26 protein-coding genes are annotated in these 24,046 nt (G+C 72.0%); 11 read left to right on the top strand and 15 right to left on the bottom strand.

Going from position 1 to position 24,046, the window contains the following annotated elements; translation table 11 throughout:
* Positions 1-6 precede the first annotated feature (6 nt).
* The 6 genes from AAW13_RS33735 to AAW13_RS33710 all read right to left on the bottom strand — a co-directional run bounded on the left by AAW13_RS33735 (position 7) and on the right by AAW13_RS33710 (position 5,947).
* Positions 7-1,584, bottom strand: coding sequence for an ABC transporter substrate-binding protein (locus tag AAW13_RS33735; protein ID WP_046727201.1), 1,578 nt, complete (start codon positions 1,582-1,584; stop codon positions 7-9).
* A gap of 262 nt (positions 1,585-1,846) precedes the next feature.
* On the bottom strand, positions 1,847-2,608 hold the full coding sequence (locus tag AAW13_RS33730) for an SDR family oxidoreductase (protein WP_046727202.1): 762 nt from the start codon (positions 2,606-2,608) through the stop codon (positions 1,847-1,849).
* A 31-nt stretch (positions 2,609-2,639) separates the two neighbouring features.
* On the bottom strand, positions 2,640-3,401 hold the full coding sequence (gene fabG, locus AAW13_RS33725) for a 3-oxoacyl-ACP reductase FabG (RefSeq protein ID WP_046727203.1): 762 nt from the start codon (positions 3,399-3,401) through the stop codon (positions 2,640-2,642).
* A 149-nt stretch (positions 3,402-3,550) separates the two neighbouring features.
* Positions 3,551-3,979 carry a DUF3037 domain-containing protein gene (locus tag AAW13_RS33720; protein ID WP_046727255.1) on the bottom strand — a complete coding sequence of 143 codons (429 nt, stop codon included), beginning with the start codon at positions 3,977-3,979 and terminating at the stop codon, positions 3,551-3,553.
* Between the two features lie 17 nt (positions 3,980-3,996).
* A complete protein-coding gene (locus AAW13_RS33715; RefSeq protein ID WP_046727204.1) occupies positions 3,997-4,761 on the bottom strand; it encodes a HipA family kinase in 765 nt (254 codons plus the stop codon).
* Positions 4,762-4,906: 145 nt separating this feature from the next.
* Positions 4,907-5,947, bottom strand: a complete 1,041-nt coding sequence (locus AAW13_RS33710) for a zinc-binding alcohol dehydrogenase family protein (protein ID WP_079179062.1) — start codon at positions 5,945-5,947, stop codon at positions 4,907-4,909.
* A gap of 219 nt (positions 5,948-6,166) precedes the next feature.
* On the opposite strand from AAW13_RS33710, the gene AAW13_RS33705 reads away from it, so the two are divergent.
* Positions 6,167-6,529 carry a winged helix-turn-helix transcriptional regulator gene (locus AAW13_RS33705; RefSeq protein WP_046727205.1) on the top strand — a complete coding sequence of 121 codons (363 nt, stop codon included), beginning with the start codon at positions 6,167-6,169 and terminating at the stop codon, positions 6,527-6,529.
* 7 nt (positions 6,530-6,536) lie between these two features.
* On the opposite strand, the gene AAW13_RS33700 is transcribed toward AAW13_RS33705, so the two are convergent.
* Complete coding sequence (locus AAW13_RS33700; protein ID WP_046727206.1) at positions 6,537-7,235, bottom strand: M24 family metallopeptidase; 699 nt, start codon at positions 7,233-7,235, stop codon at positions 6,537-6,539.
* Positions 7,236-7,363: 128 nt separating this feature from the next.
* Here AAW13_RS33700 and AAW13_RS33695 point away from each other — a divergent pair, with 128 nt between their 5' ends.
* The 3 genes from AAW13_RS33695 to AAW13_RS33685 all read left to right on the top strand — a co-directional run bounded on the left by AAW13_RS33695 (position 7,364) and on the right by AAW13_RS33685 (position 9,759).
* Entirely contained in the window at positions 7,364-7,786 is a 423-nt protein-coding gene (locus AAW13_RS33695; RefSeq protein ID WP_046727207.1) for a TOBE domain-containing protein, read from the top strand.
* Between the two features lie 182 nt (positions 7,787-7,968).
* A complete protein-coding gene (locus AAW13_RS33690) occupies positions 7,969-9,111 on the top strand; it encodes an FAD-dependent oxidoreductase (RefSeq protein WP_046727208.1) in 1,143 nt (380 codons plus the stop codon).
* A 159-nt stretch (positions 9,112-9,270) separates the two neighbouring features.
* A complete protein-coding gene (locus AAW13_RS33685; RefSeq protein WP_046727209.1) occupies positions 9,271-9,759 on the top strand; it encodes a Rieske (2Fe-2S) protein in 489 nt (162 codons plus the stop codon).
* 3 nt (positions 9,760-9,762) lie between these two features.
* Here the strand turns inward: AAW13_RS33685 and AAW13_RS33680 are convergent, their stop codons facing one another.
* The gene (locus AAW13_RS33680) at positions 9,763-10,410 is read right to left on the bottom strand and encodes a cysteine hydrolase family protein (protein ID WP_046727210.1); all 648 of its coding nucleotides are present in this window, start codon (positions 10,408-10,410) and stop codon (positions 9,763-9,765) included.
* Between the two features lie 85 nt (positions 10,411-10,495).
* Between AAW13_RS33680 and AAW13_RS33675 the strand changes: the two genes are divergently transcribed.
* Entirely contained in the window at positions 10,496-10,963 is a 468-nt protein-coding gene (locus AAW13_RS33675) for a pyridoxamine 5'-phosphate oxidase family protein (RefSeq protein WP_046727211.1), read from the top strand.
* 22 nt (positions 10,964-10,985) lie between these two features.
* Here the strand turns inward: AAW13_RS33675 and AAW13_RS33670 are convergent, their stop codons facing one another.
* Entirely contained in the window at positions 10,986-11,888 is a 903-nt protein-coding gene (locus AAW13_RS33670; protein WP_046727212.1) for a LysR family transcriptional regulator, read from the bottom strand.
* A gap of 74 nt (positions 11,889-11,962) precedes the next feature.
* On the opposite strand from AAW13_RS33670, the gene AAW13_RS33665 reads away from it, so the two are divergent.
* A complete protein-coding gene (locus AAW13_RS33665; RefSeq protein WP_206306312.1) occupies positions 11,963-12,910 on the top strand; it encodes a DMT family transporter in 948 nt (315 codons plus the stop codon).
* A gap of 183 nt (positions 12,911-13,093) precedes the next feature.
* On the opposite strand, the gene AAW13_RS33660 is transcribed toward AAW13_RS33665, so the two are convergent.
* Positions 13,094-14,425 carry an aminotransferase class I/II-fold pyridoxal phosphate-dependent enzyme gene (locus AAW13_RS33660; RefSeq protein WP_071659770.1) on the bottom strand — a complete coding sequence of 444 codons (1,332 nt, stop codon included), beginning with the start codon at positions 14,423-14,425 and terminating at the stop codon, positions 13,094-13,096.
* 36 nt (positions 14,426-14,461) lie between these two features.
* On the opposite strand from AAW13_RS33660, the gene AAW13_RS33655 reads away from it, so the two are divergent.
* Entirely contained in the window at positions 14,462-15,151 is a 690-nt protein-coding gene (locus tag AAW13_RS33655) for a pyridoxamine 5'-phosphate oxidase family protein (protein ID WP_046727215.1), read from the top strand.
* A gap of 95 nt (positions 15,152-15,246) precedes the next feature.
* Here the strand turns inward: AAW13_RS33655 and AAW13_RS33650 are convergent, their stop codons facing one another.
* Positions 15,247-16,221, bottom strand: coding sequence for an EamA family transporter (locus AAW13_RS33650; RefSeq protein ID WP_046727216.1), 975 nt, complete (start codon positions 16,219-16,221; stop codon positions 15,247-15,249).
* A gap of 46 nt (positions 16,222-16,267) precedes the next feature.
* Entirely contained in the window at positions 16,268-16,855 is a 588-nt protein-coding gene (locus AAW13_RS33645; protein WP_046727217.1) for a Clp protease N-terminal domain-containing protein, read from the bottom strand.
* A gap of 222 nt (positions 16,856-17,077) precedes the next feature.
* Between AAW13_RS33645 and AAW13_RS33640 the strand changes: the two genes are divergently transcribed.
* Positions 17,078-17,260 carry a hypothetical protein gene (locus AAW13_RS33640; protein WP_046727257.1) on the top strand — a complete coding sequence of 61 codons (183 nt, stop codon included), beginning with the start codon at positions 17,078-17,080 and terminating at the stop codon, positions 17,258-17,260.
* A gap of 78 nt (positions 17,261-17,338) precedes the next feature.
* A complete protein-coding gene (locus AAW13_RS33635; RefSeq protein ID WP_046727218.1) occupies positions 17,339-17,767 on the top strand; it encodes a type II toxin-antitoxin system Rv0910 family toxin in 429 nt (142 codons plus the stop codon).
* Positions 17,768-17,927: 160 nt separating this feature from the next.
* Here AAW13_RS33635 and AAW13_RS33630 read toward each other — a convergent pair whose 3' ends face one another.
* On the bottom strand, positions 17,928-18,566 hold the full coding sequence (locus AAW13_RS33630) for a PadR family transcriptional regulator (RefSeq protein WP_071659769.1): 639 nt from the start codon (positions 18,564-18,566) through the stop codon (positions 17,928-17,930).
* 154 nt (positions 18,567-18,720) lie between these two features.
* Here AAW13_RS33630 and argG point away from each other — a divergent pair, with 154 nt between their 5' ends.
* Positions 18,721-20,169, top strand: a complete 1,449-nt coding sequence (gene argG / locus AAW13_RS33625; protein WP_046727220.1) for an argininosuccinate synthase — start codon at positions 18,721-18,723, stop codon at positions 20,167-20,169.
* A 351-nt stretch (positions 20,170-20,520) separates the two neighbouring features.
* Entirely contained in the window at positions 20,521-21,333 is an 813-nt protein-coding gene (locus AAW13_RS33620) for a PhzF family phenazine biosynthesis protein (protein WP_046727221.1), read from the top strand.
* Here the strand turns inward: AAW13_RS33620 and AAW13_RS33615 are convergent.
* Together AAW13_RS33615 and AAW13_RS33610 are read right to left on the bottom strand one after the other, a co-directional pair.
* Positions 21,323-22,063, bottom strand: a complete 741-nt coding sequence (locus tag AAW13_RS33615; RefSeq protein ID WP_046727258.1) for a CPBP family intramembrane glutamic endopeptidase — start codon at positions 22,061-22,063, stop codon at positions 21,323-21,325. The two genes, AAW13_RS33620 and AAW13_RS33615, sit on opposite strands and share 11 nt — an antisense overlap.
* Before the next feature lie 248 nt (positions 22,064-22,311).
* On the bottom strand, positions 22,312-23,832 hold the full coding sequence (locus AAW13_RS33610) for a glutamate-cysteine ligase family protein (protein WP_046727222.1): 1,521 nt from the start codon (positions 23,830-23,832) through the stop codon (positions 22,312-22,314).
* Positions 23,833-24,046: the final 214 nt, after the last annotated feature.

Below are 24,046 nucleotides of genomic sequence, written 5' to 3'. Positions count from 1 at the left end.
GGGGATTCACCAGCTGGTCTTGCGGTGCAGCTCCCACATCATCATGATCGTCGACGGGTCGAGCGCGCGTTCGCCGCCGGAGATGTCGTCGCTCGCCGCGACGTACTGCCGGCCCTGCCACAGCGGGATCAGCCGGGCGTCGTTGACGAGGATCTGCTGGGCCTCCTCGAAGTCCTTGACCCCCTCGGCCCGGTCGCTCTCACCACGCGTCCGGGGCAGCAGCCTGCCGGTGATCACCGGGGACGGGTACGGCGTGCCGAGGGCGTTCTGCTGCCCGACGAACGGGGCGATGAAGTTGTCGGCGTCCGGGAAGTCCGGGAACCAGCCGCGCCCGAACACCGGGTACTCGCCCTTCTGGTAGCCGACGACATAGGTCTTCCAGGGGCGGCTCCTGAGCGTGATGGTGAACAGGCCGGAGTCGTCCAGCTGCTGCTTGAGCTCCTGGAACATGCTGGCGGTCTCGGAGCCGTAGCGGTCGGTGGTGTACCAGAGGGTGAGCGGGACCTTCTGGGTGACCCCGGCGTCCGCGAGGATCTTGTGCGCCTTGGAGGTGCTGGGGTCGCCGAAATCGTCGAAGAAGCCGGTGGTGTGGCCGGTCAGCCCGGCCGGGACCATGGAGTACAGGGGGTCGACGGTGTCCTTGTAGACGGCGTGGGCGATCGCGGCGCGGTCCACGACCTGGGCGACGGCCTTGCGCACGGCCGGTATCTTCGCCCACGGGTCCTTGGGGTTGAAGACCAGGTAGCTGATGTCCATGCCGGTGCCGTCGACGAGTTGCAGGTCGGTGGAGCGGTGCGCCTGGAGGGCGACGATGTCGGAGGCGGCGAGACCGCGGTAGGTGACGTCGATGTCCCCGGCCCGCAGGGCCTTGACCATGGTGGCCGAGTCCTGGAAGTAGCGGATGGTCACCGCGTCGTTCTGGCGGTCGGCGAACCCCTGGTAGTTGTCGTTGCGGACCAGCTCGGCCCGCTTCCCGTCCTCGTACGACTTGAGGGCGTACGGCCCGGAGCCGTGCACCGACTTCTCCTTGCGCAGCGAGTGCGCGGGGTAGTCGTCGGGGTCGACGATGGACATGGCGGGGGTGGCGAGCACGAACGGGAAGGTCGCGTCGGGCTTGTTGAGGTGGAAGACCACCTCGCGGTCGCCGACCGCCTGCACCCGGTCGAGGCTGCCGAGCAGTCCGGCCGGACCGCTGGGCGCGTTGATGGTCCGGATCCGGTCGATGGAGTACTTGACGGCGTCGGCGTCGAGGGCGTCGCCGTCCGCGAACTTCATGCCCGAGCGCAGCTCACAGCGGTAGGTACGGCTGCCGGAGTCCGTGAAGCCGCAGCTCCGGGCGGCGTCGGGCTGAGGGGTGGTGGCGCCGTCGGGGTAGGCGAGCAGCGTCTGGTAGATGTTCCGGAAGAGCTCCCAGGAACCGTCCCACGATCCGGCCGGGTCGAGCGTGCTGGGAGCGCTGGTCGTACCGACGACGATCGGTCCGCCGCCGCCCGCGCCGCTGCCGGAGAGCACACCGCACCCGGCGACCAGGGACAGGGACGCGGCCGCGGCGACTCTTCGCAGCCCTCGGTTCCGGTTGAACACGCGCTCGCTCCTCGATCCGCCGTACCAGGGGTCGGCGGCAGACCATACCGCAGCGTTGCGCGCCCTGAACCACCCCGGAAACACGGGCGTTGATCGAGTGTGCTATGACGACGTTGTCATTCCGACGTACGGATCCCGTACGGCCGTCCGGGCGTCACTTCCGTCGTTCACGTGACGAAATGTCTGTGACGAAGACGACGCCCGGCGGTTCGGGCGGACTGGAGGGTCCGCCCGAACCGCCGGGCTGAGACGGTGTCAGGTGTCAGGCCATGCCGGCGTTGAGGAAGATGCCGCCGTCGACGACGAGCGTCTGGCCGGTGATCCAGTCCGACTGCTCCGAGGTGAGGAACGCGGCGGCGCCGCCGATGTCGGAGGGCACGCCGAGCCGCTTGAGCGGGTAGCCCGCGGCGGCCTCGGCCTCCCGGCCCTCGTACAGGGCCTGCGCGAACTTGGTCTTGACGACCGCGGGGGCGATCGCGTTGACCCGGACGCCCGGCGCGAACTCGTGCGCCAGCTGCTGGGTCAGGTTGATCATCGCGGCCTTGCTGATGCCGTACGCCCCGATGAACGGCGAGGCCGAGAGCCCGGCGACGGACGCGATGTTGACGATGGCGCCGCCGTTGTCCTTCTGCCAGGCGTGCCAGGTCTTCTGGGCGAAGCCGAGGGCCGAGACCACGTTGGTCTCGAACACCTTGCGGGCCACGTCCAGGTCGACGTCGGCGATCGGGCCGAAGACCGGGTTGGTACCGGCGTTGTTGACCAGGTGGTCGACGCGGCCGAAGGCCTCCATGGTGCGGTCGACGACCTCGCTCTGGTGGGCCAGGTCGTGCGCCTTGCCGGCGATGCCGATGACCCGCTCGGAGCCGAGGGTCTCGACGGCCTCCTTGAGGGCGTCCTCGTTGCGGCCGGTGATGGCGACGCGGTCGCCGCGGGCGAGCAGCGCCTCGGCGACGCCGTAGCCGATGCCACGGCTCGCGCCGGTGACGATCGCGACCTTGCCGGACAGCTCGGGCAGTTCAGTCATGTCAGTGTTCCCCAGGTTCCCCGGTGTGCTTCTAGTCGAGCGGTCCGCCGGCCACGTACAGCACCTGGCCGGAGACGAAACCGGCCGCCTCGTTCGTGAAGAAGGCGATGGCGTTGGCGATGTCCTCGGGCTCGCCGACGCGCTGCACCGGGATCTGGGTGGCGGCGGCCGCCTTGAACTCCTCGAAACCCATCTTCACGCGGTCGGCGGTGGCCTTGGTCATCTCGGTGGCGATGAACCCGGGGGCGACGGCGTTCGCGGTGATGCCGAACTTGCCGAGCTCGATGGCGAGGGTCTTGGTGAAGCCCTGGAGACCGGCCTTGGCGGCGGAGTAGTTGGCCTGGCCGCGGTTGCCGAGCGCCGAGGAGGAGGACAGGTTGACGATCCGGCCCCAGCCGGCCTCGACCATGTGCTGCTGGACGGCCTTGGCCATCAGGAAGGAGCCGCGCAGGTGCACGTTCAGGACGGTGTCCCAGTCGGACGCGGACATCTTGAACAGCAGGTTGTCGCGGAGCACGCCAGCGTTGTTGACCAGGATGGTCGGGGCGCCGAGCTCCTCGACGACGCGGGCGATCGCCGCGGCGACCTGGGCCTCGTCGGAGACGTCGGCGCCGACCGCGATCGCCCTGCCGCCGACGGCGGTGATCTTCTCGACGGTGTCCTTGCAGGCGGCCTCGTCGAGGTCGATCACGGCGACCGCGCGGCCCTCGGCGGCCAGTCGTACGGCGGTGGCGGCGCCGATCCCGCGTGCGGCACCGGTGACGACGGCCACCCGCTGCTCAGTGCTGGACATTGCTGTTTCTCCTCGCCCTTGAGAGAACCTGGTCGCGGAGCCCGCTGGTGGCACCCCGCCGCGGTGAGCGACCGCTTAGTACCTTCGACAGACGTGACGCTAGAAGCCCTGGCACGCGGTGTCAACGTCACACCGCGCGGTGTGATCCATTACCTCACCAGGAGGTCCAGCAACCGGGCCGGCTCGGCGGCGGCGTCCAGGGTCAGCCCGGTGTGCACCGGGCCGGGCTGGACGATCGTCGACCGGGGCGCGACGAGCCAGCGGAACCGGCGCCCGGGGTCGTCACCGGCCGCGTGTCCCGCCGCGTCGCCGCCCGCGCACACACCCTCCACCGCCCCGAGCGCGGCCCGCACCCCGGCCACGTCCGCGGCCGGGTCGAGGGCCAGCAGCCGGGCCTCGTCGAGGTGGGTACGGGCACCGACGTAGGCCTTGGCCCGGCAGTACACGATCACCCCCGCGTTGATGCACTCGCCGCGCTCCACGCGGGGGACGACCCGCAGCAGCGCGTACTCGAAGACATCCCGGCCGCCACCCTGGCCGGCCCGGGTGATGTGACGCTCGGCCACATGTCCGGCCATGTGGATGTGGGTCTCGCTCACTTGGCCCCCTCGATGCCGGTGATGCGTTCGTGGATGCCGGCGGCCCGGGCGAGCAGCGGCCGGGCGTAGGTGCGCCGCAGGTCGTCGGGCGTGTCGAAGCCGGGTTCGGCGGTCAGCCAGACGTCCGGGACCTCGGCGGTGACCTCGGCGAGCAGTTCCTCGGTGACGAGCGGCGCCAACTCCGCGGCGGCGGCGCGGACATCGGGGGCGAAGCCGCCCAGGGCGTGGTCCGAGGCGTCGTACGGGCGGGCCGCGGAGGTCTCGGCCGACGGCCAGTTGTGGTGCCAGATCATGGTGGCGCCGTGGTCGATGAGCCACAGGTCGCCGTGGTGCACCAGGAGGTTGGGGTTGCGCCAGGAGCGGTCGACGTTGTTGACCAGCGCGTCGAACCAGACGATCCGGCCGGCTTCCTCGGGGCTCACCGCGAAGGCGAGCGGGTCGAAACCGAGGGCGCCGGAGAGGAAGTCCATGCCGAGGTTGCTGCCGCCGCTGCCCCGCAGCAGGTCCTGTACCTGCTGCTCGGGTTCGCCGAGCCCCAGCACGGGGTCGAGTTCGACGGTGACGAGCCGGGGCATCCGGAACCCGAGCCGGCGGGCGAGCTCCCCGCAGACGACCTCGGCGACCAGCGTCTTGCGCCCCTGCCCGGCACCGGTGAACTTCATGACGTACGTCCCGAAGTCGTCGGCCTCCACGAGTCCCGGCAGCGAGCCGCCCTCGCGCAGGGGCGTGATGTAGCGGGTCGCGGTGACCGCTTTCAGCATTTTCCCAGGCCACCCGTCTCTTCAAGCGTGCAGTCCGTGGCCGGCCCTCGAAGGGCGCGCCTCCGGCTCGAAGTGTGCATAGTAACCGAGGGTGATCGCGGCCGGGGAGCGCCCGAGTGCGGGGGGCGAGGGCCCTCCTGCACGCTCAGAACCCGGTGAGGGTGGTCTTGCCGATCGAGGATCCGCTCTCCTGGAGCCGGTGGGCCTCGCGGAGGTTGGCCGCGTCGATCCGGCCGAGGTCCCGGGTGGCCGTGGTGGTGAGGACACCGGCGTCGACGAGGCGGGCGACCTGCGTGAGGATGTGGTGCTGCATGGCCTGGTCGGCGGTGCGGAACATCGACCGCGTGTACATGAACTCCCAGTGGAAGGAGATGCTCTTGGCCTTGAGCACCCCGATGGGCAGGGCCTCCAAGTCGTCGATGGCGACGATGTGGCCGAACGGGTTGAGGGCCTCGGCGTACGCGGCCAGGTTCCGGTCGGTGCCCGTGGTGCTGAGGACGAAGTCGACGCCGTTCGGCGCCACCTCCGCCAACTGCGGGCCCAGCGGGCTGCGATGGTCGATCACGTGGTGCACGCCCATCCGGCGCGCGTACGCGGTGGTCTCGGGCCGCGACGCGGTACCGATGACGGTGAGGCTGGTCAGGGTGCGGGCCAGCTGCGCGGCGATGGCGCCCACCCCGCCCGCGGCCGCGGTGATCAGCAGGGCGCCGGTCTGCTCCAGCGCCCCCGTGCGCAGGCCGAGCCGTTCGAACAGCCCCTCCCAGGCGGTGAGGGCGGTCAGCGGCAGCGCGGCGGCCTCGGTGAAGGAGAGCGTGGCCGGCTTGCGGCCCACGATCCGCTCGTCGACCGCGTGGAAGCGGGAGTTGGCGCCGGGGCGGTCGAGCGCACCGGCGTAGTACACCTCGTCGCCCACCTGGAACAGCTCCACCTCGTCGCCGACGGCGACGACGGTCCCGGCGGCGTCCCAGCCGAGCACCTTCGCCTCGCCGCCCGGGTCGACGTTCTGCCGGATCTTGTAGTCCACCGGGTTGAGCGCGATCGCCTCGACGCGGACCAGCAGGTCGCGGGGGCCCGGCTCGGGGGTGGGCAGGGTGACGTCCTCCAGGCTGCCGGCGTGGTCGACGGGCAGCGACTTGCGGTAGGCGACTGCCGGCATCGTCCCGGGGATGTCGTACGTGGCGGTCATGGCGGTACGGCCTTTCGACGGAGGTGGGTGATCAGGGCGCGCGACGGCGGTGGGCGGTTGAGGGCGCGCGTCGGACCAAGGGTCGCGGCAGCCGGCCGTGTCACGGGGCCGACGCGCCCTGGTGGCCCGCCTGAATGGCTTCGGCCACGTCAGGGACAGTACGCAACGGGTAGTGGTTACCCGCAAGGGACATTAGTTCCCCATGGGTACTATTGGAGTATGCCGACGACTGCCGATACCTGCGACGACCCGAAGAGCGTCTACCTGGCGGCCTGCCCGTGCCGGGACATGCTCGACCTGCTCGCCAACAAGTGGAGCGCGCTCGCCCTGGGCGCCCTGGAGGACGGACCGGAGCGCTTCGGCGCGCTGCGTGCGCGTCTCCAGGGCGTCAGCCCGAAGGTTCTCACCCAGACGCTGCGTCGCCTGGAGGACCACGGCCTGGTCCACCGCGAGATCTACCCGGAGGTTCCGCCGCGCGTCGAGTACAGCCTGACGCCCCTCGGCGAGGACGCCTGCCGCCCCCTGGCCCACCTGCGCACCTGGGTGGAGCAGAACATCGACCGCTTCCCCCCGGGCGACTGACCACCCCTCAGAGGGTGAGCAGTTCCTCGTGGAAGCCGCCGAAGCCCCGTTCCCGGTCGACCAGATGGATCTCCAGGATCCAGTGACAGGCGCGGCCCGCCTTGTCGGTGCGGCGCAGGGGGGTGTCGTTGGCGGGGGCGATGTACGACTCGACGTCCGCGCCGTCGATCTTCTCGTGCGGGAACTCCCCGACCAGGTGTCCGGCGTGCCAGCCGCCCAGCTCCCAGCCGGCCTCGGTGGCGAGCCGGGCGACCTCGGCGTACAGCGCGGCACCGGTGATGCCGGGGTCGGCCTCGAAGGAGCGCCGGCCGGCGGCGAACACCTCGGGCAGGTCGGCGCGCAGCCGCTGCTTGACCGGGTCGTCGCCGAGGACGAAGGTGCGGCCGAAGTCGGCCTCGTACTCCTCGAAGATCGGCCCGAAGTCGGCGAAGACGATGTCGTCGGCGCCGATCACCCGGTCCGGCGGGTTCTCCTTGTACGGCAGCAGGGTGTTCGGGCCCGAGCGCACGATCCGCTTGTGCCAGTGCCGGGTCGTGCCGAACATCTCGTTCGCCAGGTCGCGGACCCGGTCGCTGACCGCCCGCTCCCGCTCTCCGGCCGCGACGAGGCCGCGCGCCTCGATCTCCGCGAACAGCCGTGCGGCCTTGGCCTGGGCGTCGAGCAGGCGCGCCGCGCGCGTGGGTTCGTCGTCAGCCGTGGAAGCCATGGACCGAACCTAGCGGAAGCCGTGCCGGGGCTCCCGAACAGCTGCCGGGGAACCGGCTAACTTAAGGAGTCACGAAAACGACAAAACCACATGAATCTCTCCTCTCCGTGTCTGTGAGGCAGTCCGTCATGAGCCTGAGCATCCGCAATCAGCTCCCCGGCACCGTCCTGGCCGTCACCCCGGGCGAGGTGATGGCGACCGTGAAGGTGCGCCTCGACGGCGGCCAGGACCTCACCGCCGCGATCACCCTGGAGGCGGTCGAGGACCTGGGGCTCACCGAGGGCTCGGCGGTGCACGCCTTGGTGAAGTCCACCGAGGTCGCGCTCGCCACCGGTCCCGTCGGGGGCGTGTCCATCCGGAACCGGCTGCCGGGCACGGTCCGCGAGGTCGCCTCGGGCGGGGCGATGGCCACGGTCCGCGTCGGTGTCGACGGCGGCCAGGACGTCACCGCCGCGATCACCCGGGAAGCGGTCGCCGATCTCGGCCTGACCGCCGGCGACCCGGTGGTGGCGCTGATCAAGTCGACCGAGGTGTCCCTGGCGACGGCATGACCGCGGGCCGCGAGGCGGAACCGGCCCGCTAGGGGGCCGGGGGCATCGGGACGATCGCCGCACGGCGGGCGTCGACGAGCATGGACGAACATGTTCGTCACGACCTTGTTCGCGACGAACACGTTCGTTACAGTGGTGCCTGTCCTCGGAAGACCCCAGCCACCCCGGGAAGCAGGCGCACCATGAACTCCACCCACCACCCCATCGTGATCGTCGGCGGCGGCCTCGGCGGGCTGACACTGGCGCGCGTCCTGCACGTGGCCGGCGTCGAGAGCGTCGTCCTCGACCTGGAGGCGGGCCCGCACGTGCGCTCCCAGGGCGGCATGCTCGACCTGCACCGGGAGAGCGGCCAGGAGGCGCTGCACGCGGCCGGCCTCCACGAGCAGTTCCGCGCCAAGGTGCACCCGGGCGGCGAGGCCGTGCGGGTCCTCGACAGGGCCGCCACCGTCCTGCTCGACCAGGAGGATCCCGGTACGTACGAGCGGCCGGAGATCGACCGCGGCGACCTCCGCGACATCCTGCTCCGGTCCCTGCCCGAGGGCACCGTCCGCTGGCACAGCAAGGTCACCGACGCCCGTCCGCTGGACTCCGGCCGGCACCGCGTGACGCTCGACGACGGCACCGCCCTCACCACCGACCTGCTGGTGGGCGCGGACGGCGCCTGGTCCCGGGTCCGCCCGCTGCTCTCCGCCGCCCGGCCCTCCTACACCGGCATCTCCTTCGTCGAACTCGATCTCCTCGACGCGGACGCGCGCCACCCGGAGGCGGCCGCGCTGATCGGCGGCGGGATGTTCTTCGCACTCGGCGGCCACAAGGGCTTCCTCGCCCACCGCGAGACCGACGGGAGCCTGCACGTCTACACCGCGCTGCGGGTGGCGGAGGAGTGGCCGGCCGCCCTCGACGTCACCGACCCCGACTCCGTCAAGGCGACCCTGCTGGCGGAGTTCGCCGGCTGGGCACCCGCGCTGCGTGCCCTGATCACCGAGGCCGACGGTCCCGCGGTCCCCCGGCCGATCCAGGCACTGCCCGTCGGGCACCGCTGGCGGCGCACTCCCGGTGTCACGCTCCTCGGCGACGCGGCCCACCTGATGTCACCGTTCGCCGGGGAGGGCGCCAACCTCGCGATGATCGACGCCGCGGACCTCGGCCGGGCCCTCGTCGCACACCCCGGGGACACCGAGGCGGCGCTCACCGCGTACGAGGCAATCCTCTTCCCGCGCGCCGAGAGCACCGCCCGCGACTCGGCACGGGGCCTCGACGTCCTCTTCCACGACCGGGCCCCGGCGACCCTGATCGAGATGTTCGCCGCCTTCGCCGCGGAATGATCCCGGCGGCGCACAGGCTGACAGCGAACCGACAGCGCCCTTTCACCGGAAGCTCATGTCCAGGGTGGTCACTATCTGGATGCCGTCTGAACAGGTGGTGCCCGAAGGCCGTACCCCTGGACGGATCAACGAGAAGCTCCGCGGAAGGGAACCCCTCACATGACCAGCGCACCGCTCAACCCCTCAGCCGCACCGGGCCGCCGCACCGTCATGGCGGCGGCCGGAGCGGCGGGGCTCGCCGCCGCGCTGACCGCCTGCGGGTCGTCCGACGACAACTCGGGCTCGGGCGCCGGCTCCACCACCCAGGACAGCAACGGCACGGGCGGGGGCTCGACCGACACCTCCACCGCGGCGGGCGGCGGCACCGCGCTCGCCAAGACCTCGGACATCCCCGAGGGCGGCGGCACGATCTACAAGGACCAGTCCGTGGTCGTCACCCAGCCGACGTCGGGCACCTACAAGGCGTTCTCGACGAAGTGCCCGCACGCGGGCTGCGCGGTGTCCAGCGTGGCCGACGGCGAGATCGTCTGCCCGTGTCACGGCAGCAAGTTCGCCATCGCGGACGGCAGCGTGAAGCAGGGCCCGGCGACGACCGGCCTGACCGCCGCGAACATCACGGTCGCCGGCGACCAGATCTCGCTGGCCTGACGCTCAGGCCCGCCGGCGCGGGCGCCTGAGGCAGCCGAGCACCTCGTCCGTGGTCGCGACCGTGGCGACCAGAGCGAGGGTGTTGCGGACCATCGCGGGGGTGTACTCGGAGGGAACTCCCGCGATGGCGTCGGCCGGTACGACCGCCGTGTAGCCCAGGTTGACCGCGTCGAACACCGCATTGGGCACGGCCACGTTGGCCGAGACACCGGTGACGACCAGGGTGCGGCAGCCGAGGTTGCGCAGCAGCGGGTCGACATCGGTGCCCTGGATCGGCGACAGGCCGTGCAGCCGTCGTACGACCAGGTCCTGCTCCGCGACCTCGACGGGGGGCGCCACGCGCACCGCCGCCGTACCGGAGAGCTGCTGGACCGGCAGCCGTTCGGCGGCGCGGAAGAGCCGGGCGTTGCGGTTCGCGCCCCGGCCGTCGGGACGGCGTTCGGCGATCGCGTGGATCACCTGGACGCCCGTCTCGTGCGCGGCGGCGACCAGCCGGGCGATGTTGGCGAGCGCGCCCGACGCGTGGGCCTCGCGGGCGAGTTCGGGCAGCGCGCTGTCCGGGCCCACCACGCCCTGCTGGCATTCGACGGTGAGCAGGACCGTGCTCACGGGATCGAGGATCTCCGCGAGCCGTTCGTACGACGACGGCATGACGCCCCCTTCCGCCTTGGTGCGGGGCGGGCGACACTAACCGCCATCGCGCGGGAACGGAAGAAGAGAAGAGAAGGGGGGCCGCATGACCGTCACGCAGCGCCGGGGCCGGAAGATCATGATGACGCCCGGTGAGCTGGACGAGTTCCTCACCAGCCAGCGCACCTGCCGGGTGGCGACCGTCTCGGCGTCCGGCGCGCCGCACGTGAGCGCCCTGTGGTTCGCGTGGGACGGCACGTCACTGTGGCTGTACTCGGTGGTGCGCAGCCAGCGCTGGAAGGACCTGACGCGTGATCCGCGGGTGGCGGTGGTCGTCGACTCCGGTGAGGAGTACGACAGTCTGCGGGGTGTCGAGCTCAGAGGGTCCGTCGAGTTCGTGGGCGAGGTCCCGCGCACCGGCGAACTCGTCGCCGAACTCGACTACGTGGAGACGCTGTTCGCCCGCAAGAACTTCGGCCTGGACGAGATGCCGCACGACGGCAGGCACGCCTGGGCCCGGCTGACGCCGACGAAGACCGCCTCCTGGGACTTCCGCAAGCTCGGCTCGGCGTAGGGCTGTCAAAGGAGCGGGGCGGTCAGGAGATCGCCTCGGCCGCGCCGCGCAGGGCCTGCACCGCCGCCCGGATCGACGGGCGGCGGTCGGCGTCCGCCCGCCAGACGACGTACACGTGGCGGCGCACCCGCTGCCTGAGCGGCACCGTCACGATGCCCTCGGGCACCGGGTGACGACCGAGCAGCGGGGCGATGCAGACGCCCAGCCCGGCCGCCACCAGGTTGAGTTGGGTGTGCGTCTCGGCGGCTCGGTGCCCGACGATCGGTTCGACCCCGCGCGAGCGCAGCGTGAACATCAGCCACTCGTGGCAGAACTCGCCCTCGCCCCAGGTGATCCACTCGTCCTCGGCGAACTCCCCCAGGTCCACTTCGTCCCGGCCGGCGAGCCGGTGGCCGACCGGGAGGGCCACGTCGGCGGGGTCGTCGAGCAGGGGCGCCTTGACCAGCCCGTCGGGCAGCGGCATCGGCTTGTTGTACCAGTCCAGGACGACGGCGAGGTCGAGGTCGCCGCGGACCACCCCGGCGATGCCGCTCTCCGGTTCCAGTTCGCTGGAGCGGACGCGCAGGGCCGGGTGCCGGGTGCGCAGCGCGGCCAGCGCGGCCGGGAAGAGGCCGCGGGCGGCCGTCGGGAACGCCGACAGCCGGAGTTCGCCGACGACCTGGCCCCGGTGCGCCTCCAGGTCGGACTGGGCCAGCTCCACCTGGGAGAGGATGCGGGCCGCGTGCTCGGCGAGCAGCCGCCCGGCGTCGGTGAGCCGGACGCCCCGTCCGTTCCTGGCGAGCAGCTGCTGGTCCACCTCGCGCTCCAGTTTGCCCATCTGCTGCGAGACGGCCGACGTCGTGACGTGCAGGGCGTCGGCGGCCCCGCTGACCGAGCCGTGCCGGGCGAGGGCGTCGAGGGTACGCAGGCGCTCCAAGTTCAACATGTAAGCGATCCTACGAGGTACTGCACGGGAAATCTCGATTGTGCTACGACGTCGGCTCCAGCAAGGTGGACGGTATGAGCACCGTGACCACCACCGCCGCGACCGGCGAGCCGACGCTTGCCGGCGATCCGCCCCGCCCCCGCCTCGACTGGCGTCTGCGCTTCGGCGTCCTGTCGCTGATCTGGGGCTTCAGCTTCCTCCTGATCAAGGTGGGGACGCAGGGGTACGCCCCGTTCCAGGTCACCCTCGGCAGGCTGGTGTTCGGCACGGCGGTGCTGGCGGCGGCGATGGCCTGGAAGCGGGAGCGGCTGCCGCGCGGGGCCCGCACCTGGGGCCGGCTGGCGGTCGCCGCGTTCCTGCTGAACGCGCTGCCGTTCTCCCTGTTCGCCTACTCCGAGCTGACGATCCCCTCCACCCTGGCCGGCATCTGCAACGCGACCTCGCCACTGTGGGGGATGGCGCTGTCCCTGGTGGCCCTGTCGGAGGACCGGCCGACCCGGATCCGCTTCGCCGGGCTCGGCCTGGGCTTCCTCGGGGTGCTGACGGTGCTGGGGGCCTGGCAGGGCTTCCACGGGCTGGACGTCACGGGCACCGCGATGGCGCTGCTGGCGTCGCTGAGCTATCCGATCGGCTGGATCTACGTCCGGCGGACCCTGGCGGGTACGGGGAACTCGCATCTGTCCATGACCGGGGCGCAACTGCTTCTCGCGACAGCGCAACTGGCGGTCGTGACACCCCTGTTCACGTCCTTCCCAGGGCATGTCTCCTGGCTGCCCCTGCTGGCGATCGCCGCGCTGGGCGCGCTGGGCACCGGGCTCGCGGTGCTGATCCAGTACGGGCTGGTCGCCGAGGTCGGCCCGACCACCGCCCAGATGGTCACGTACTTCATCCCGGTCATCGCCACGGCGGCGGGCGTCGCGGTGCTGGGCGAGTCGCTGCACTGGAGCACGCCGGTAGGGGCGGTGGTGGTGCTGGCGGGGGCGGCGCTCACCCAGATGCGGCCCAGGACGGTCACCACCTGAGGATCCCGGCTCCCCGGGCCACACGCGACGAGCCTGCTTCCCCGGGGACACCCGTGACGAGCCTGCCCCCGGGGACAAACGTGACGAGCCCGTCCCCGGGGACACACGCCACGAGCCTGCCTCCGGGGGACACATGCCACGAGCCTGCCTCCGGGGGACACATGCGAAAACCTGGCCACCGGGCTAGGCGAGTACCCGGCCCCTCCCCGGTCCCACCGCCGCCGCCACCGCCGCCGCCAGGCGGCCGGTCTCCTCGGGGGTCAGCGTCGAGACGGTGATCCGGATGCCCGGTGGGGTCGCCAGGCGGTAGCGCGCCCCGGGGGACACGCCCCAGCCGGCGTGCAGCAGCCGGGACACCGCCCCCGTCTCGTCCGGGACCGGGACCCACACGTTCATGCCGCTGCGGCCGTGGGCCTGGACGCCCTGGTCGGCCAGCGCGTCGATGAGCAGGTCGCGACGGGCCCGGTAGGCCGCGGCGACCGCCTGCCCGTCGACCGCGCCGTCCGCCCACATCCGGACCACCGTGCGCTGGAGCAGCCGGCTCACCCACCCCGGCCCCAGGCGCTGACGCCCCCGTACCCGGTCCACGGTGACCTCGTCGCCGGTCATGACGGCCAGGCGCAGGTCGGGGCCGTAGGCCTTGGCGACCGAGCGGAGGAAGGCCCAGTGGCGGGTGACGCCCACCAGGGGGTGCAGGGGGAGGTCGACGATGCCGTGCCCGTGGTCGTCCTCGATCAGCACGGTGCCCGGGTGGGCGCGCAGGACGGCCCGCAGGGCTCGGGCGCGCGGGGCACTCACCGCGGCGCCGGTGGGGTTGTGCGCCCGCGCCGTGACGATCAGCGCACGCGCCCCCGATTCGAGCGCGCGGCGCAGTCCGTCGGGGCGCGGTCCCTCGTCGTCCACCGGCACCGGCACGGTACGCAGGCCGAGCGCGGGGACGAGATCCAGGGTGCGGCCCCAGCCGGGGTCCTCGACGGCGACCGGGTCCCCGGGGCGGAGGTGGGCCAGCAGGACGCGTTCGACGGCGTCGAGGGAGCCCGAGGTGACGGTGACCGGACCGGCGGGCACGCCGTCGGCGGCGAACCCGGCGTGTGAGACGCGCTCCAGTTCCGGCTCGACCGGGTCGGCGCCGTAGAGGACCGGGGCGCGGTCACCCTCCGCCGCCACGGCCGCCAGCACCGGCGCGAGGGCGGGCAGCAGCGCGGGGTCGGGGTTGCCGGAGGACAGGTCGCGCACCCCGGCCGGTACGTCCACCCGGATGCCGTCCCGTCCGGTGGTGGCCGGCTTGGACCGGACCCGGCTGCCCCGGCGGCCGGCGGTCTCGATGACCCCGCGGTCGCGCAGGGTGCGGTACGCGGCCGCGACCGTATTGGGATTCACCCCGAGCTGGGCCGCCAACTCCCGCATCGGAGGCAGTAGTTGCCCGGGTTCCAGCTCTCCGGAACCCACCGCGCGCTCGACGCTGGCGGCAATCTCTGCTGCGCCACGCCCTTCGATCCGATATTCTCCTAGCACAAAGCAGATTATGCACTAGTGCAATGGAGTTCCGCAATGGAGACAGCCCAGCCGGCGACCGTACCGGCCCAGCCCGCCGCCTACGAGCCGACCGACCGCACCGTCCCCACGCGCGCCGCGCACAAGGCGTCGTACGACAAGGAGGTGGTGCACGCGATCCTCGACGAGGGCTATGTCTGCCATCTCGGCTTCGTGCGCGACGGCGCGCCGGTGGTCCTGCCGACGCTGTACGGCCGGGTCGGCGAGGTGCTGTACCTGCACGGTTCGACGGGCTCACGCCCGCTGCGGATGACCGGGCGGACCGACCCCGGGCTCCCGGTGTGCGTGACGGTCACCCATGTCGACGGCCTGGTGCTGGCCCGCTCGGCCTTCCACCACTCGGTCAACTACCGCTCGGTCGTGGTGCACGGCGTCGCCCACCAGGTCACCGACCCCGAGGAGAAGCGCCTCGCCCTGGACGCGCTGGTCGACCATGTGGTGACGGGGCGCTCCGCGGACTCCCGTCCGGCCGACAAGAAGGAACTGGCCGCGACCGCGGTGATCCGCCTCGACCTGGACGAGGTCTCCGCGAAGACCCGCACGGGCGGCGCGCTCGACGAGCCGGAGGACATGGACCTCCCGTACTGGGCGGGTGTGCTGCCACTGCGCAAGGGCTACGAAGCCCCGGTCCCGAACGACGACCTGGCCGGGGACATCGCGGTCCCGGGATACCTGACGGCCCGCTGAGGTCGCGGCGCCCCCCGGGACGACGGGGGACCCCTGACCGAAGGCCGAGGGAGGAACCGCTTGACCGGCCGCCACCCACCGGCAGCCGGCGACGCTCAGACGGCCGGCTCCCGCACGACGGCCTCACCACGCGCCCGGGGCTCGGCGGAGCCCTTCGCGGGCGTGGCGGACTGCGCGATGAACGCCCCGGCCAGCACCACGACCCCGCCCAGCACCTGCGGCGCGCCCAGCCGCTCCCCCAGCAGCACCCACGCCAGCACGGTCGCCACCACCGCCTCCAGGCAGGCCACCACCCCCGCCACCTGCGGCGACAGCCGCCGCACCGACAGCACCCCCGTGACGTACGCGACGACCGTCGCGACCAGCACGATCCACACCAGCAGGGCCACCGCCGGCACGGCCACCCCGTGCATCCGCGCGGAGCCGCCCAGCACCGACCAGTCCATCTCCCACGGCCGGGCCACCACGGTGAGCAGCCCGGCACCCACCAGCAGGCCGTACGCGATCACGCCCAGCGGGTCCACGCCCTCGCCGCCGCCGTGGTCGGCCAGCACGAAGTACCCCACCTGGCAGCAGGCCGCGGCCAGCGCGAGCGCCAGCCCCAGGGCGTCGAAGCGCAGCCCCGACCACACCTCCACGACGCAGGCGAGGCCGCCCGCCGCGAGGACCACTCCGAGCGCGGCGGCCCGGCTCACCGGCCGTCGCTGCACGAAGCGGACCCAGCCGAGCACCAGCGCGGGAGCGAGGTACTCCACGAGCAGCGCCACCCCGACGGGTATCCGGGATATCGCGGCGAAGTAGCAGGCCTGGACACCCGCGACGGCGAGCAGGCCGAACCCGGCGAGCAGCGCGGGCCGGCGGCGCGGCAGGTCACGGTGACGGACGGCGAGCGGAAGCATCACCAGGGCGGCACCGGCCACCCGCAACCACACCACGTGCAGCGGCGCGAGCCCCGCCTCGATCAGGGGCTTGGCCGCGACGCCGGAGCCGCCGAAGGCGAGCGCCGAGCCGAGGGCGAGCAGGAGCCCGAGGCTCTTTTCATGGCTGCTGTCAGTGGTGTGCACCGGCACATGATGACAGGGGGCGACATGACCGTCATCCCCCATGACTCCTGTCTCAACGGCTGGACGTGCGGCTCTCCATGCCGGGGTCCCACAGCCCGTCGTCCGTGTCGATCCGCGCGGCCAGGCCACGGGCGGCCACACCCGCCCGTTCCAGCACCTGCACGGCCCGCGACTCCGGGTCGACGACCAGCCCCGCGAGGAGGTCGACGCCCTGGGCGCGGGTGCCGCCGCGACGCCGGGCGCGGCTGCGGGCGTACTCCACCGCGGCCGCCGCCACCGGAGACCAGGCACCGCCGGTCCTCCCGTCGCGCCTCACCTCGCCGGGCCCGACGGACGGCAGCGCGCCGGAGTCCTCGACCCCGCTCTGCCAGCGCAGGCCGTAGCCGATGCTGCGCTGCACGAGGTAGCCGAGCAGCCGGGCGAGTTGCGGGGCGTCGCCGACGACGTCGCGGACCTCGGGGTCGTACTCGATCAGGGAGTGCAGCAGATGGGCGGTGTCGACCTGGCGGTCCCCGTCCCGCACGGCCCGGCGGCGGGCACCGGCGACCACCGCTGCCAGCTCGGCACCGAGCCCGGCATCGTCGTCCGCGTGGATACCACCCTGGTCCTGGGCGGGCTGGCGGGGAATACGGGGTTGCACACCCCCACCCCATCAACCCAGGGCGGCCGAGTCATCCGCGAGGGGGAGCATTTCCGCGTCCCACACAGAGTGGACCCCGGTGCCGCCGATCTCCTCCTTACGGATGAGATCAGGCCGGTTCCGGCGGAAAGGCGCGCGCCTCCTTGCCGTGCGCCCCGTACGCAACCGTCACGCACCCGCCGTACGTCCTCCTCCGTTGTGGAAAGCGGGTGCTGTTGCTGGCTGGTCGTCCTGCCGGCGGTCGACGGGAGGCAGTACGTGTACCGGGTGCACGCCCCGGCGGACGCCCTGCTCGCGGACCTGTTCTGGGACGCCTGGCACTGTCACGACGAGGGCCCGCACCCGCGCGCGTGGGACCTGTTCGACGCGGCGGAGATACGGCGGGCGGGTCCGCACATTTCCTGACGGTTCATCAGTATTGAATGTTCGAGGCCCTGCGGCTACGTTCCGCGACACCGTAGCCCGACACGAAGGGGTGGCCCGATGGCCGAAGTCAGCGCGGAGGCACGCATCCAGGCACCGGCCGAGAAGGTGTGGGCGCAGCTCACCGACTGGCCGGCGTACGGGGAGTGGAACGCGACCCACACCAACTTCCCGAAGGGCGGTCCGGAGACCCTGGCGGTGGGCGGGACCTTCCAGGAGAACATGAAGCTGATGGGCTTCCCGGCGGAGGTCGAGTGGACCATCGAGGAGCTGGAGCCGGCCCGGGTGCTGGCGATCCGCGGCAAGGGGCCGATGGCGGTGACCGTCGCGACGCGGTACACGCTGACGCCGGACGGGGACGCCACGGGGGTGCGGATCGACGGCGAGTTCACGGGCGCCGCCGTGTCGCTGATGGCGGGCAAGCTCAAGGACTCGGCGACGGCGGCGCTGAACGAGTCGCTGCGCAAGCTGGGCGGCCTGGTGGCCTGAGCCCGGCCGCACGCCCCTGCCGCACCCGCGAGGGCGCCCCGCGGAACGGTCCGCGGGGCGCCCGGTACGCCGTCGATCGGTCGTCGCCGACGAGTCGCCGTCGGCCAGCCCTTGTCGGCCAGTCGTCGCCGACCGGCCCTCCCCGACCGGTCCTCGTCGGTCAGTCCTCGTCGGCGAGGATGAGGTACAGCTTCTTGCGGGTCTCGTTGATGACGGCCAGCGCCTTCTCGCGCTGTTCCTTGGTGCCGGTCTTCCAGACCTGCCCGAAGGCCTCCATCAGGCCGAAGCCGGCCTGGCGGATCTCGCCGAGCGCCTCGAAGTCGACTCCGCGGGAAGCCTCCTCCCAGGGGGCGTCCGGACCCTCGTCGGCGGCGGTGCGGCCGCTGTCGGTGAGGGAGAACAGCTTCTTGCCGCCCTCGCTCTCACTGGCGATCAGACCCTCGTCCTCCAGCAGTTGCAGGGTGGGGTAGACCGAGCCGGGGCTGGGCTTCCACGCGCCGCCGCTGCGCTCGGCGATCTCCTGGATCATCTCGTATCCGTGCATCGGGCGGTCCTTCAGCAGGGCCAGGATCGAGGCCCGTACGTCACCGCGCCGCGCCCTCCCCCTGGGGCCGCCACGTCCTCGCGGCCCCCAGTGCCCCGGTCCGAAACCGGGCCCACCGGGACCGAAGCCAGGGCCACCCGGACCGAAGGGCCCGAACGCCGCACGGCGACCGTCACGTCCGCCGAAACCACCACGGCCACCCTTCGGGCGGGGGCCGTCCTGTCCATGTCCACGCTCGAATCCGTGGGAACGCATGGCAATCACTCCATCCATCGTTGATCTGTCGCGTATCGTTCGCGATACCTCAACGATATATCGGAACTGTTCGCCTGACAACCCCCTTCCGACCGCCGGGGGCGGATTCAGCAGGGACGTTGCATGACCATGCGGTCTGATGCATAATCTTCCTATGTCCAAGGTCCTCACCTCCCTTCCCGCCGGCGAGCGCGTCGGCATCGCCTTCTCCGGCGGGCTCGACACCTCGGTCGCGGTCGCGTGGATGCGCGACAAGGGCGCCGTCCCGTGCACCTACACCGCCGACATCGGCCAGTACGACGAGCCCGACATCGCGTCGGTGCCGGGGCGTGCGCACACCTACGGCGCCGAGATCGCGCGTCTGGTCGACTGCCGAGCCGCGCTGGTCGAGGAGGGCCTGGCCGCGCTGACCTGCGGCGCGTTCCACATCCGCTCGGGCGGGCGGTCGTACTTCAACACCACCCCGCTGGGCCGGGCGGTCACCGGCACGCTGCTGGTGCGGGCGATGCTGGAGGACGACGTCCAGATCTGGGGCGACGGCTCGACCTTCAAGGGCAACGACATCGAGCGGTTCTACCGCTACGGGCTGCTCGCCAACCCGCACCTGCGGATCTACAAGCCGTGGCTGGACGCGGACTTCGTGACCGAGCTCGGCGGCCGCAAGGAGATGTCCGAGTGGCTGGTCGCGCACGGGCTGCCGTACCGGGACAGCACGGAGAAGGCGTACTCCACGGACGCCAACATCTGGGGCGCCACGCACGAGGCGAAGACGCTCGAGCACCTGGACAACGGCATCGAGACCGTCGACCCGATCATGGGCGTGCGGTTCTGGGACCCCGAGGTCGAGATCCTGCCCGAGGACGTGACCATCGGCTTCGACCAGGGCCGGCCGGTGACGGTCAACGGCAAGGAGTTCGGGACCGCCGTCGAGCTGGTCATGGAGGCCAACGCGATCGGCGGCCGGCACGGGCTCGGCATGTCGGACCAGATCGAGAACCGGATCATCGAGGCGAAGAGCCGCGGGATCTACGAGGCGCCGGGCATGGCGCTGCTGCACGCGGCCTACGAGCGGCTGGTCAACGCGATCCACAACGAGGACACGGTCGCGCAGTACCACAACGAGGGCCGGCGGCTCGGCCGCCTCATGTACGAGGGCCGGTGGCTGGACCCGCAGGCGCTGATGATCCGGGAGTCGCTTCAGCGGTGGGTCGGCGCGGCGGTCACCGGTGAGGTGACGCTGCGGCTGCGGCGCGGCGAGGACTACTCGATCCTCGACACGACCGGGCCCGCCTTCAGTTACCACCCCGACAAGCTGTCGATGGAGCGCACCGAGGACGCCGCGTTCGGTCCGGTGGACCGGATCGGCCAGCTGACGATGCGCAACCTCGACATCGCCGACTCCCGCGCGAAGCTGGAGCAGTACGCGGGGCTGGGTCTGATCGGCTCCGCGAACCCGGCGATCGGGGCGGCGCAGGCGGCGGCGACCGGGCTCATCGGCAGCATGCCGGAGGGGGGCGCCGAGGCGATCGCGTCCCGCGGCGAGGCCGCGCCGGACGCCGACGAACTGCTGGACCGGGCCGCGATGGAACTGGGCACGGACTGAGCGACACGCTCAGAGGGGCCGACTCGCCAAGGGTCGGCCCCTTTTCGTCGCCATCGGGTTGACTGCCGGAGCGGGAGCCGGAGCGGGAGCCTGGGCCGGCGGGCGGGGGCGACGGGTGGCGGGCCGGGTGCGGCGCCGTCGTGGTTTTCGCGCAGTTCCCCGCGCCCCTGTCGGGCGCCGTCGTGCGCGGCGGTCGGGGGGCGGTGCGGCGCCGTCGTGTGTTCTCGCGCAGTTCCCCGCGCCCCTGTCGGGCGCCTTGGGGGTGTTTCGGGCGTCTCTCTGGTGGAAATCGGGCCAGGGGTCCTGGATTGGCCTTAGTGGGCGGGGGGCGGGGGGCCTAGCGTCCGGGGTATGCGGATTCGAATCGTGGACGCCTTCGCCGAGCGGGCCTTCGCCGGGAACCCGGCCGGTGTCGTGTTGCTCGACGCCTTTCCCGAGGACGACTGGATGCAGAACGTCGCCATGGAGGTGAACCACGCCGAGACCGCCTTCGCGCACCCGCTGCCCGAAGGCGGGGACGCGGACTGGGCGCTGCGCTGGTTCACCCCGGTCACGGAGGTCGCGATGTGCGGGCACGCCACGCTCGCCACCGCCCATGTGCTGGGGACGACCGGGGCGCACCCGGGCCCCCTACGGTTCGCCACCCGCAGCGGCGTGCTGATCGCGACGCCCGGCACCGACGGGACGATCACTCTCGACTTCCCGACCGCCCCGCTCACCCGCCTCGACGCGCCCGACGGGGTCGCCGAGGCGCTCGGCGCCGAGCCCGTCGCCGTGTTCGACACCGGCCCGAACGTCGGCGACCTCCTCGTGGAACTCGCCGACGAGAAGACGGTGCTGGGCCTCTCCCCCGATCACCGCGCCCTCGGCGCCTACTCCGAGCGCGGGATCATCGCCACCGCGCGGGCCGAGGACCCGGCCAGGGGCTACGACTACGTTTCCCGCTGCTTCTTCCCGAACGTCGGCATCGACGAGGACCCGGTGACGGGAAGCGCGCACACGGCGCTGGCACCGCACTGGTCCGGCCGGCTCGGCGCCGACGACCTGACAGGGTTGCAGGCCTCCCGCCGTACCGGGCTGGTCCGCACCGGCCTGCGCGGTGACCGCGTGCTGCTGACCGGGCACGCGGTCACCGTCGTCGACGGCGAGCTGTTCACGCCGTAGGCAGCCAGCCCACCTTGCCGGCGAGCAGCGCGTAACCGACGAACGCGCCGATGTCGAGCAGCGAGTGCGCCACCACCAGGGGACCGACCCGGCCCCACCGCCGGTACAGGTAGACGAAGACGACGCCCATCACCATGTTGCCGACGAAGCCGCCGATCCCCTGGTAGAGGTGGTACGAGCCACGCAGCACGGCGCTGGCCACCAGCGCCGTGCCCGCGCTCCACCCCAGCTGGTCCAGGCGGCGCAGCAGATAGCCGACGACGATGACCTCTTCCAGGATCGCGTTCTGCATCGCGGAGAGGATCAGCACGGGGTACTTCCACCACACGTCGGGCAGCGCCTCCGGCACCACCGTGAGGTTGAAGCCGAGTCCGCGCGCGGCCAGGTAGAAGGCGATCCCGGTGCTGCCGATCACCGCCGCGATCCCTGCTCCGCGTCCGAGGTCGGGCCAGGGGCGGGTGCGGTCGAAGCCGAGCGTGCGCAGGCTCGCGCCCTCACGGAGCAGCAGGTGGGCCACCAGCAGGACGGGAACCAGCGCGCTGGCGATGCCGAACAGCTGCCAGGCGAGGTCCAGCCAGGGCCGGCCCGGCGCGGCGGACGCGTTGAGGGTCGCCGCCTGGTCCTTGAGGCCGCCCGGTCTGGTGACCGACCCGACGAAGCTGATCAGCGCCGACACTCCGCTCGCCCCGAGCGACAGTCCCAGAACCAGTAGCGTCTCGTCCCTGAACATCCGCTGCGAGGGCTGTTCCAGCGGGTACTCCACCTGCGCTCCTGACTCCGGTCGGGCAAACCCCACGCCGTGGGTCGTCACAGCTTGCCCGATCGGGACCGGGGAGGCACGGGCGGCCCCCTGGTGAAGGAGGGCCGACCACGGCGTCCCGTCAGGAGCGCGGCGAGCTGCGCGACAGGCCTCCACCGGGCCGCGCCCCGCCGTCCGCCGCACCGCCCACGGCGCTCACGCCCTCACACCCACACCGCTCACCCCAGCAGCACCGGCTCCAATAACCCCACCGGCCAGGTGTGCACGGGCTCTCCCGCGTTCATCAGTTCCGCGTAGCGCCGTGTCATCCCGGCCAGCGCCACGTCCCTCGGCAGCCCCTGCTCCAGCGCCCGGTGGAAGGTGGCCGCCTGCCAGGACGCCCCGTTCACCCGCCGCCGGCACCGCTCGTCGATCACACCCAGGTAGAAGTCCCGGTCGGCGGGTTCCACGCCCCACGCGTCCAGCCCCGCCTCCGCCAGCGGCAGCAGTTCCTCGCGGACCAGGGTGACCGCGTCCACCTCGGCCGTGCCGCCGCCGTACCGCGCCCGCCTCGGCCAGACGAGCCGCGCGTCGATCCCGTCCCGGCAGGCCGCGTCGAAGTTCGCCTCGGCCACGGCGAACGGCATCCGTGTCCACACCGGCCGGGACTCCTCGGCGAGGGCCCGGACCAGGCCGTAGTAGAAGGCCGCGTTGGCGATGACGTCGGTGATGGTGGGCCCGGCCGGCAGCACCCGGTTCTCCACACGCAGGTGCGGGACGCCGTCGGCGATGCCGTAGACGGGCCGGTTCCAGCGGTACACCGTGCCGTTGTGCAGGACGAGTTCGGCCAGCTTCGGCACGCCGCCCGCGTCGAGCACGGCCAGCGGGTCCTCCTCGTCGCAGATCGGCAGGAGCGCCGGGAAGAAGCGCAGGTTCTCCTCGAACAGTTCGTACGCGGAGCTGATCCAGCGTTCGCCGAACCAGGTGCGCGGCCGCACGCCCTGGGCCTGGAGCTCGGGCGGGCGGGTGTCGGTGGCCTGGAGGAACAGCGGGGGCCGGGACTCCCGCCACAGTTCACGGCCGAAGAGGAAGGGGGAGTTGGCGCCCACGGCGATCTGCGGGGCGACGGCCGCCTGCGCGGCGTTCCACACGTCCGCGAAGCGGCCCGGGGTGACCTGGAGGTGCAGTTGGACGGAGGTGCAGGCGGCCTCCGGGACGATCGACTTGGACGTGCAGACGAGATGCTCGACGCCCTCGATGTCGAGCCGGAAGTCCTCGCCGCGGGCGGCCACGATCTGGTCGTTGAGCAGGGTGTAGCGGTCGACCTCGGAGAGGTTCGCGGAGACCAGGTCGTCCCGCTCCAGCGTCGGCAGGATGCCGATCATCACGATGCCGGCGTCCACCTCGCCGGCCTTGCGGTCGGCGTACGCCAGCGAAGTCCTCAGTTCCTCCGCGAGCCGGTCGAATACCCGGCCGCCGAGCCGGTGTGGAGCTATGTTGACTTCCAGGTTGAACATGGCGAGTTCTGTTTGGAAATCACGGCTCGCGATACGTTCGAGCACCTGCCCGTTCAGCATTCTCGGCATACCGTCCGCGCCGGCGAGATTCAATTCGATCTCGACACCCATGAGGTTCTTGGGGCGGTCGAACCGCTTCTCCACCAGCAGCCGCTCCAGCCCCGACAGACAGTCGCGGAGCTTTTCGCGGTAGCGCTGGCGATCGGACAGGTCGAACCGGCCCGCCACGACCTTCTCCCCCATCGAAGTGTCCCTCCTCGAATGGGCGGACCGAGGTTCCGGCCGCCGGTGTCCCGGGTCCAGGTGGGATGATGCCCAGCCGGGACGATCGATAACGTCGCGCGCAGGACGGACACCCGCTACTCTGTTGGAATGTGTCCTGCGGCACATTCACGGGGCATGAAGCACTGTGCAACTGCGGGTTCCCCGTACTCCTCGTGAAAAACGCCGACGACAT

This window comes from Streptomyces humi (assembly GCF_001005085.2).
GTDB classification, from domain to species: Bacteria; Actinomycetota; Actinomycetes; order Streptomycetales; family Streptomycetaceae; genus Streptomyces; species Streptomyces humi.
This window is presented reverse-complemented; position numbering and strand designations above follow the sequence as displayed.

What these genes read in the sequence shown, in the direction of transcription:
- AAW13_RS33700 (WP_046727206.1), bottom strand. Translation starts at nt 7,235, where the DNA reads ATGGCTTCCACGGCTGACGACGAACCCACGCGCGCGGCGCGCCTGCTC.
- AAW13_RS33705 (WP_046727205.1), top strand. Translation starts at nt 6,167, where the DNA reads ATGCCGACGACTGCCGATACCTGCGACGACCCGAAGAGCGTCTACCTG.
- AAW13_RS33710 (WP_079179062.1), bottom strand. Translation starts at nt 5,947, where the DNA reads ATGACCGCCACGTACGACATCCCCGGGACGATGCCGGCAGTCGCCTAC.
- AAW13_RS33620 (WP_046727221.1), top strand. Translation starts at nt 20,521, where the DNA reads ATGCGGATTCGAATCGTGGACGCCTTCGCCGAGCGGGCCTTCGCCGGG.
- AAW13_RS33665 (WP_206306312.1), top strand. Translation starts at nt 11,963, where the DNA reads ATGAGCACCGTGACCACCACCGCCGCGACCGGCGAGCCGACGCTTGCC.
- fabG (WP_046727203.1), bottom strand. Translation starts at nt 3,401, where the DNA reads ATGTCCAGCACTGAGCAGCGGGTGGCCGTCGTCACCGGTGCCGCACGC.
- AAW13_RS33715 (WP_046727204.1), bottom strand. Translation starts at nt 4,761, where the DNA reads ATGCTGAAAGCGGTCACCGCGACCCGCTACATCACGCCCCTGCGCGAG.
- AAW13_RS33670 (WP_046727212.1), bottom strand. Translation starts at nt 11,888, where the DNA reads ATGTTGAACTTGGAGCGCCTGCGTACCCTCGACGCCCTCGCCCGGCAC.
- AAW13_RS33680 (WP_046727210.1), bottom strand. Translation starts at nt 10,410, where the DNA reads ATGCCGTCGTCGTACGAACGGCTCGCGGAGATCCTCGATCCCGTGAGC.
- AAW13_RS33655 (WP_046727215.1), top strand. Translation starts at nt 14,462, where the DNA reads ATGGAGACAGCCCAGCCGGCGACCGTACCGGCCCAGCCCGCCGCCTAC.
- AAW13_RS33635 (WP_046727218.1), top strand. Translation starts at nt 17,339, where the DNA reads ATGGCCGAAGTCAGCGCGGAGGCACGCATCCAGGCACCGGCCGAGAAG.
- AAW13_RS33685 (WP_046727209.1), top strand. Translation starts at nt 9,271, where the DNA reads ATGACCAGCGCACCGCTCAACCCCTCAGCCGCACCGGGCCGCCGCACC.
- AAW13_RS33695 (WP_046727207.1), top strand. Translation starts at nt 7,364, where the DNA reads ATGAGCCTGAGCATCCGCAATCAGCTCCCCGGCACCGTCCTGGCCGTC.
- AAW13_RS33690 (WP_046727208.1), top strand. Translation starts at nt 7,969, where the DNA reads ATGAACTCCACCCACCACCCCATCGTGATCGTCGGCGGCGGCCTCGGC.
- AAW13_RS33675 (WP_046727211.1), top strand. Translation starts at nt 10,496, where the DNA reads ATGACCGTCACGCAGCGCCGGGGCCGGAAGATCATGATGACGCCCGGT.
- AAW13_RS33730 (WP_046727202.1), bottom strand. Translation starts at nt 2,608, where the DNA reads ATGACTGAACTGCCCGAGCTGTCCGGCAAGGTCGCGATCGTCACCGGC.
- AAW13_RS33615 (WP_046727258.1), bottom strand. Translation starts at nt 22,063, where the DNA reads ATGTTCAGGGACGAGACGCTACTGGTTCTGGGACTGTCGCTCGGGGCG.
- AAW13_RS33630 (WP_071659769.1), bottom strand. Translation starts at nt 18,566, where the DNA reads ATGCGTTCCCACGGATTCGAGCGTGGACATGGACAGGACGGCCCCCGC.
- AAW13_RS33610 (WP_046727222.1), bottom strand. Translation starts at nt 23,832, where the DNA reads ATGGGGGAGAAGGTCGTGGCGGGCCGGTTCGACCTGTCCGATCGCCAG.
- argG (WP_046727220.1), top strand. Translation starts at nt 18,721, where the DNA reads ATGTCCAAGGTCCTCACCTCCCTTCCCGCCGGCGAGCGCGTCGGCATC.
- AAW13_RS33720 (WP_046727255.1), bottom strand. Translation starts at nt 3,979, where the DNA reads ATGGCCGGACATGTGGCCGAGCGTCACATCACCCGGGCCGGCCAGGGT.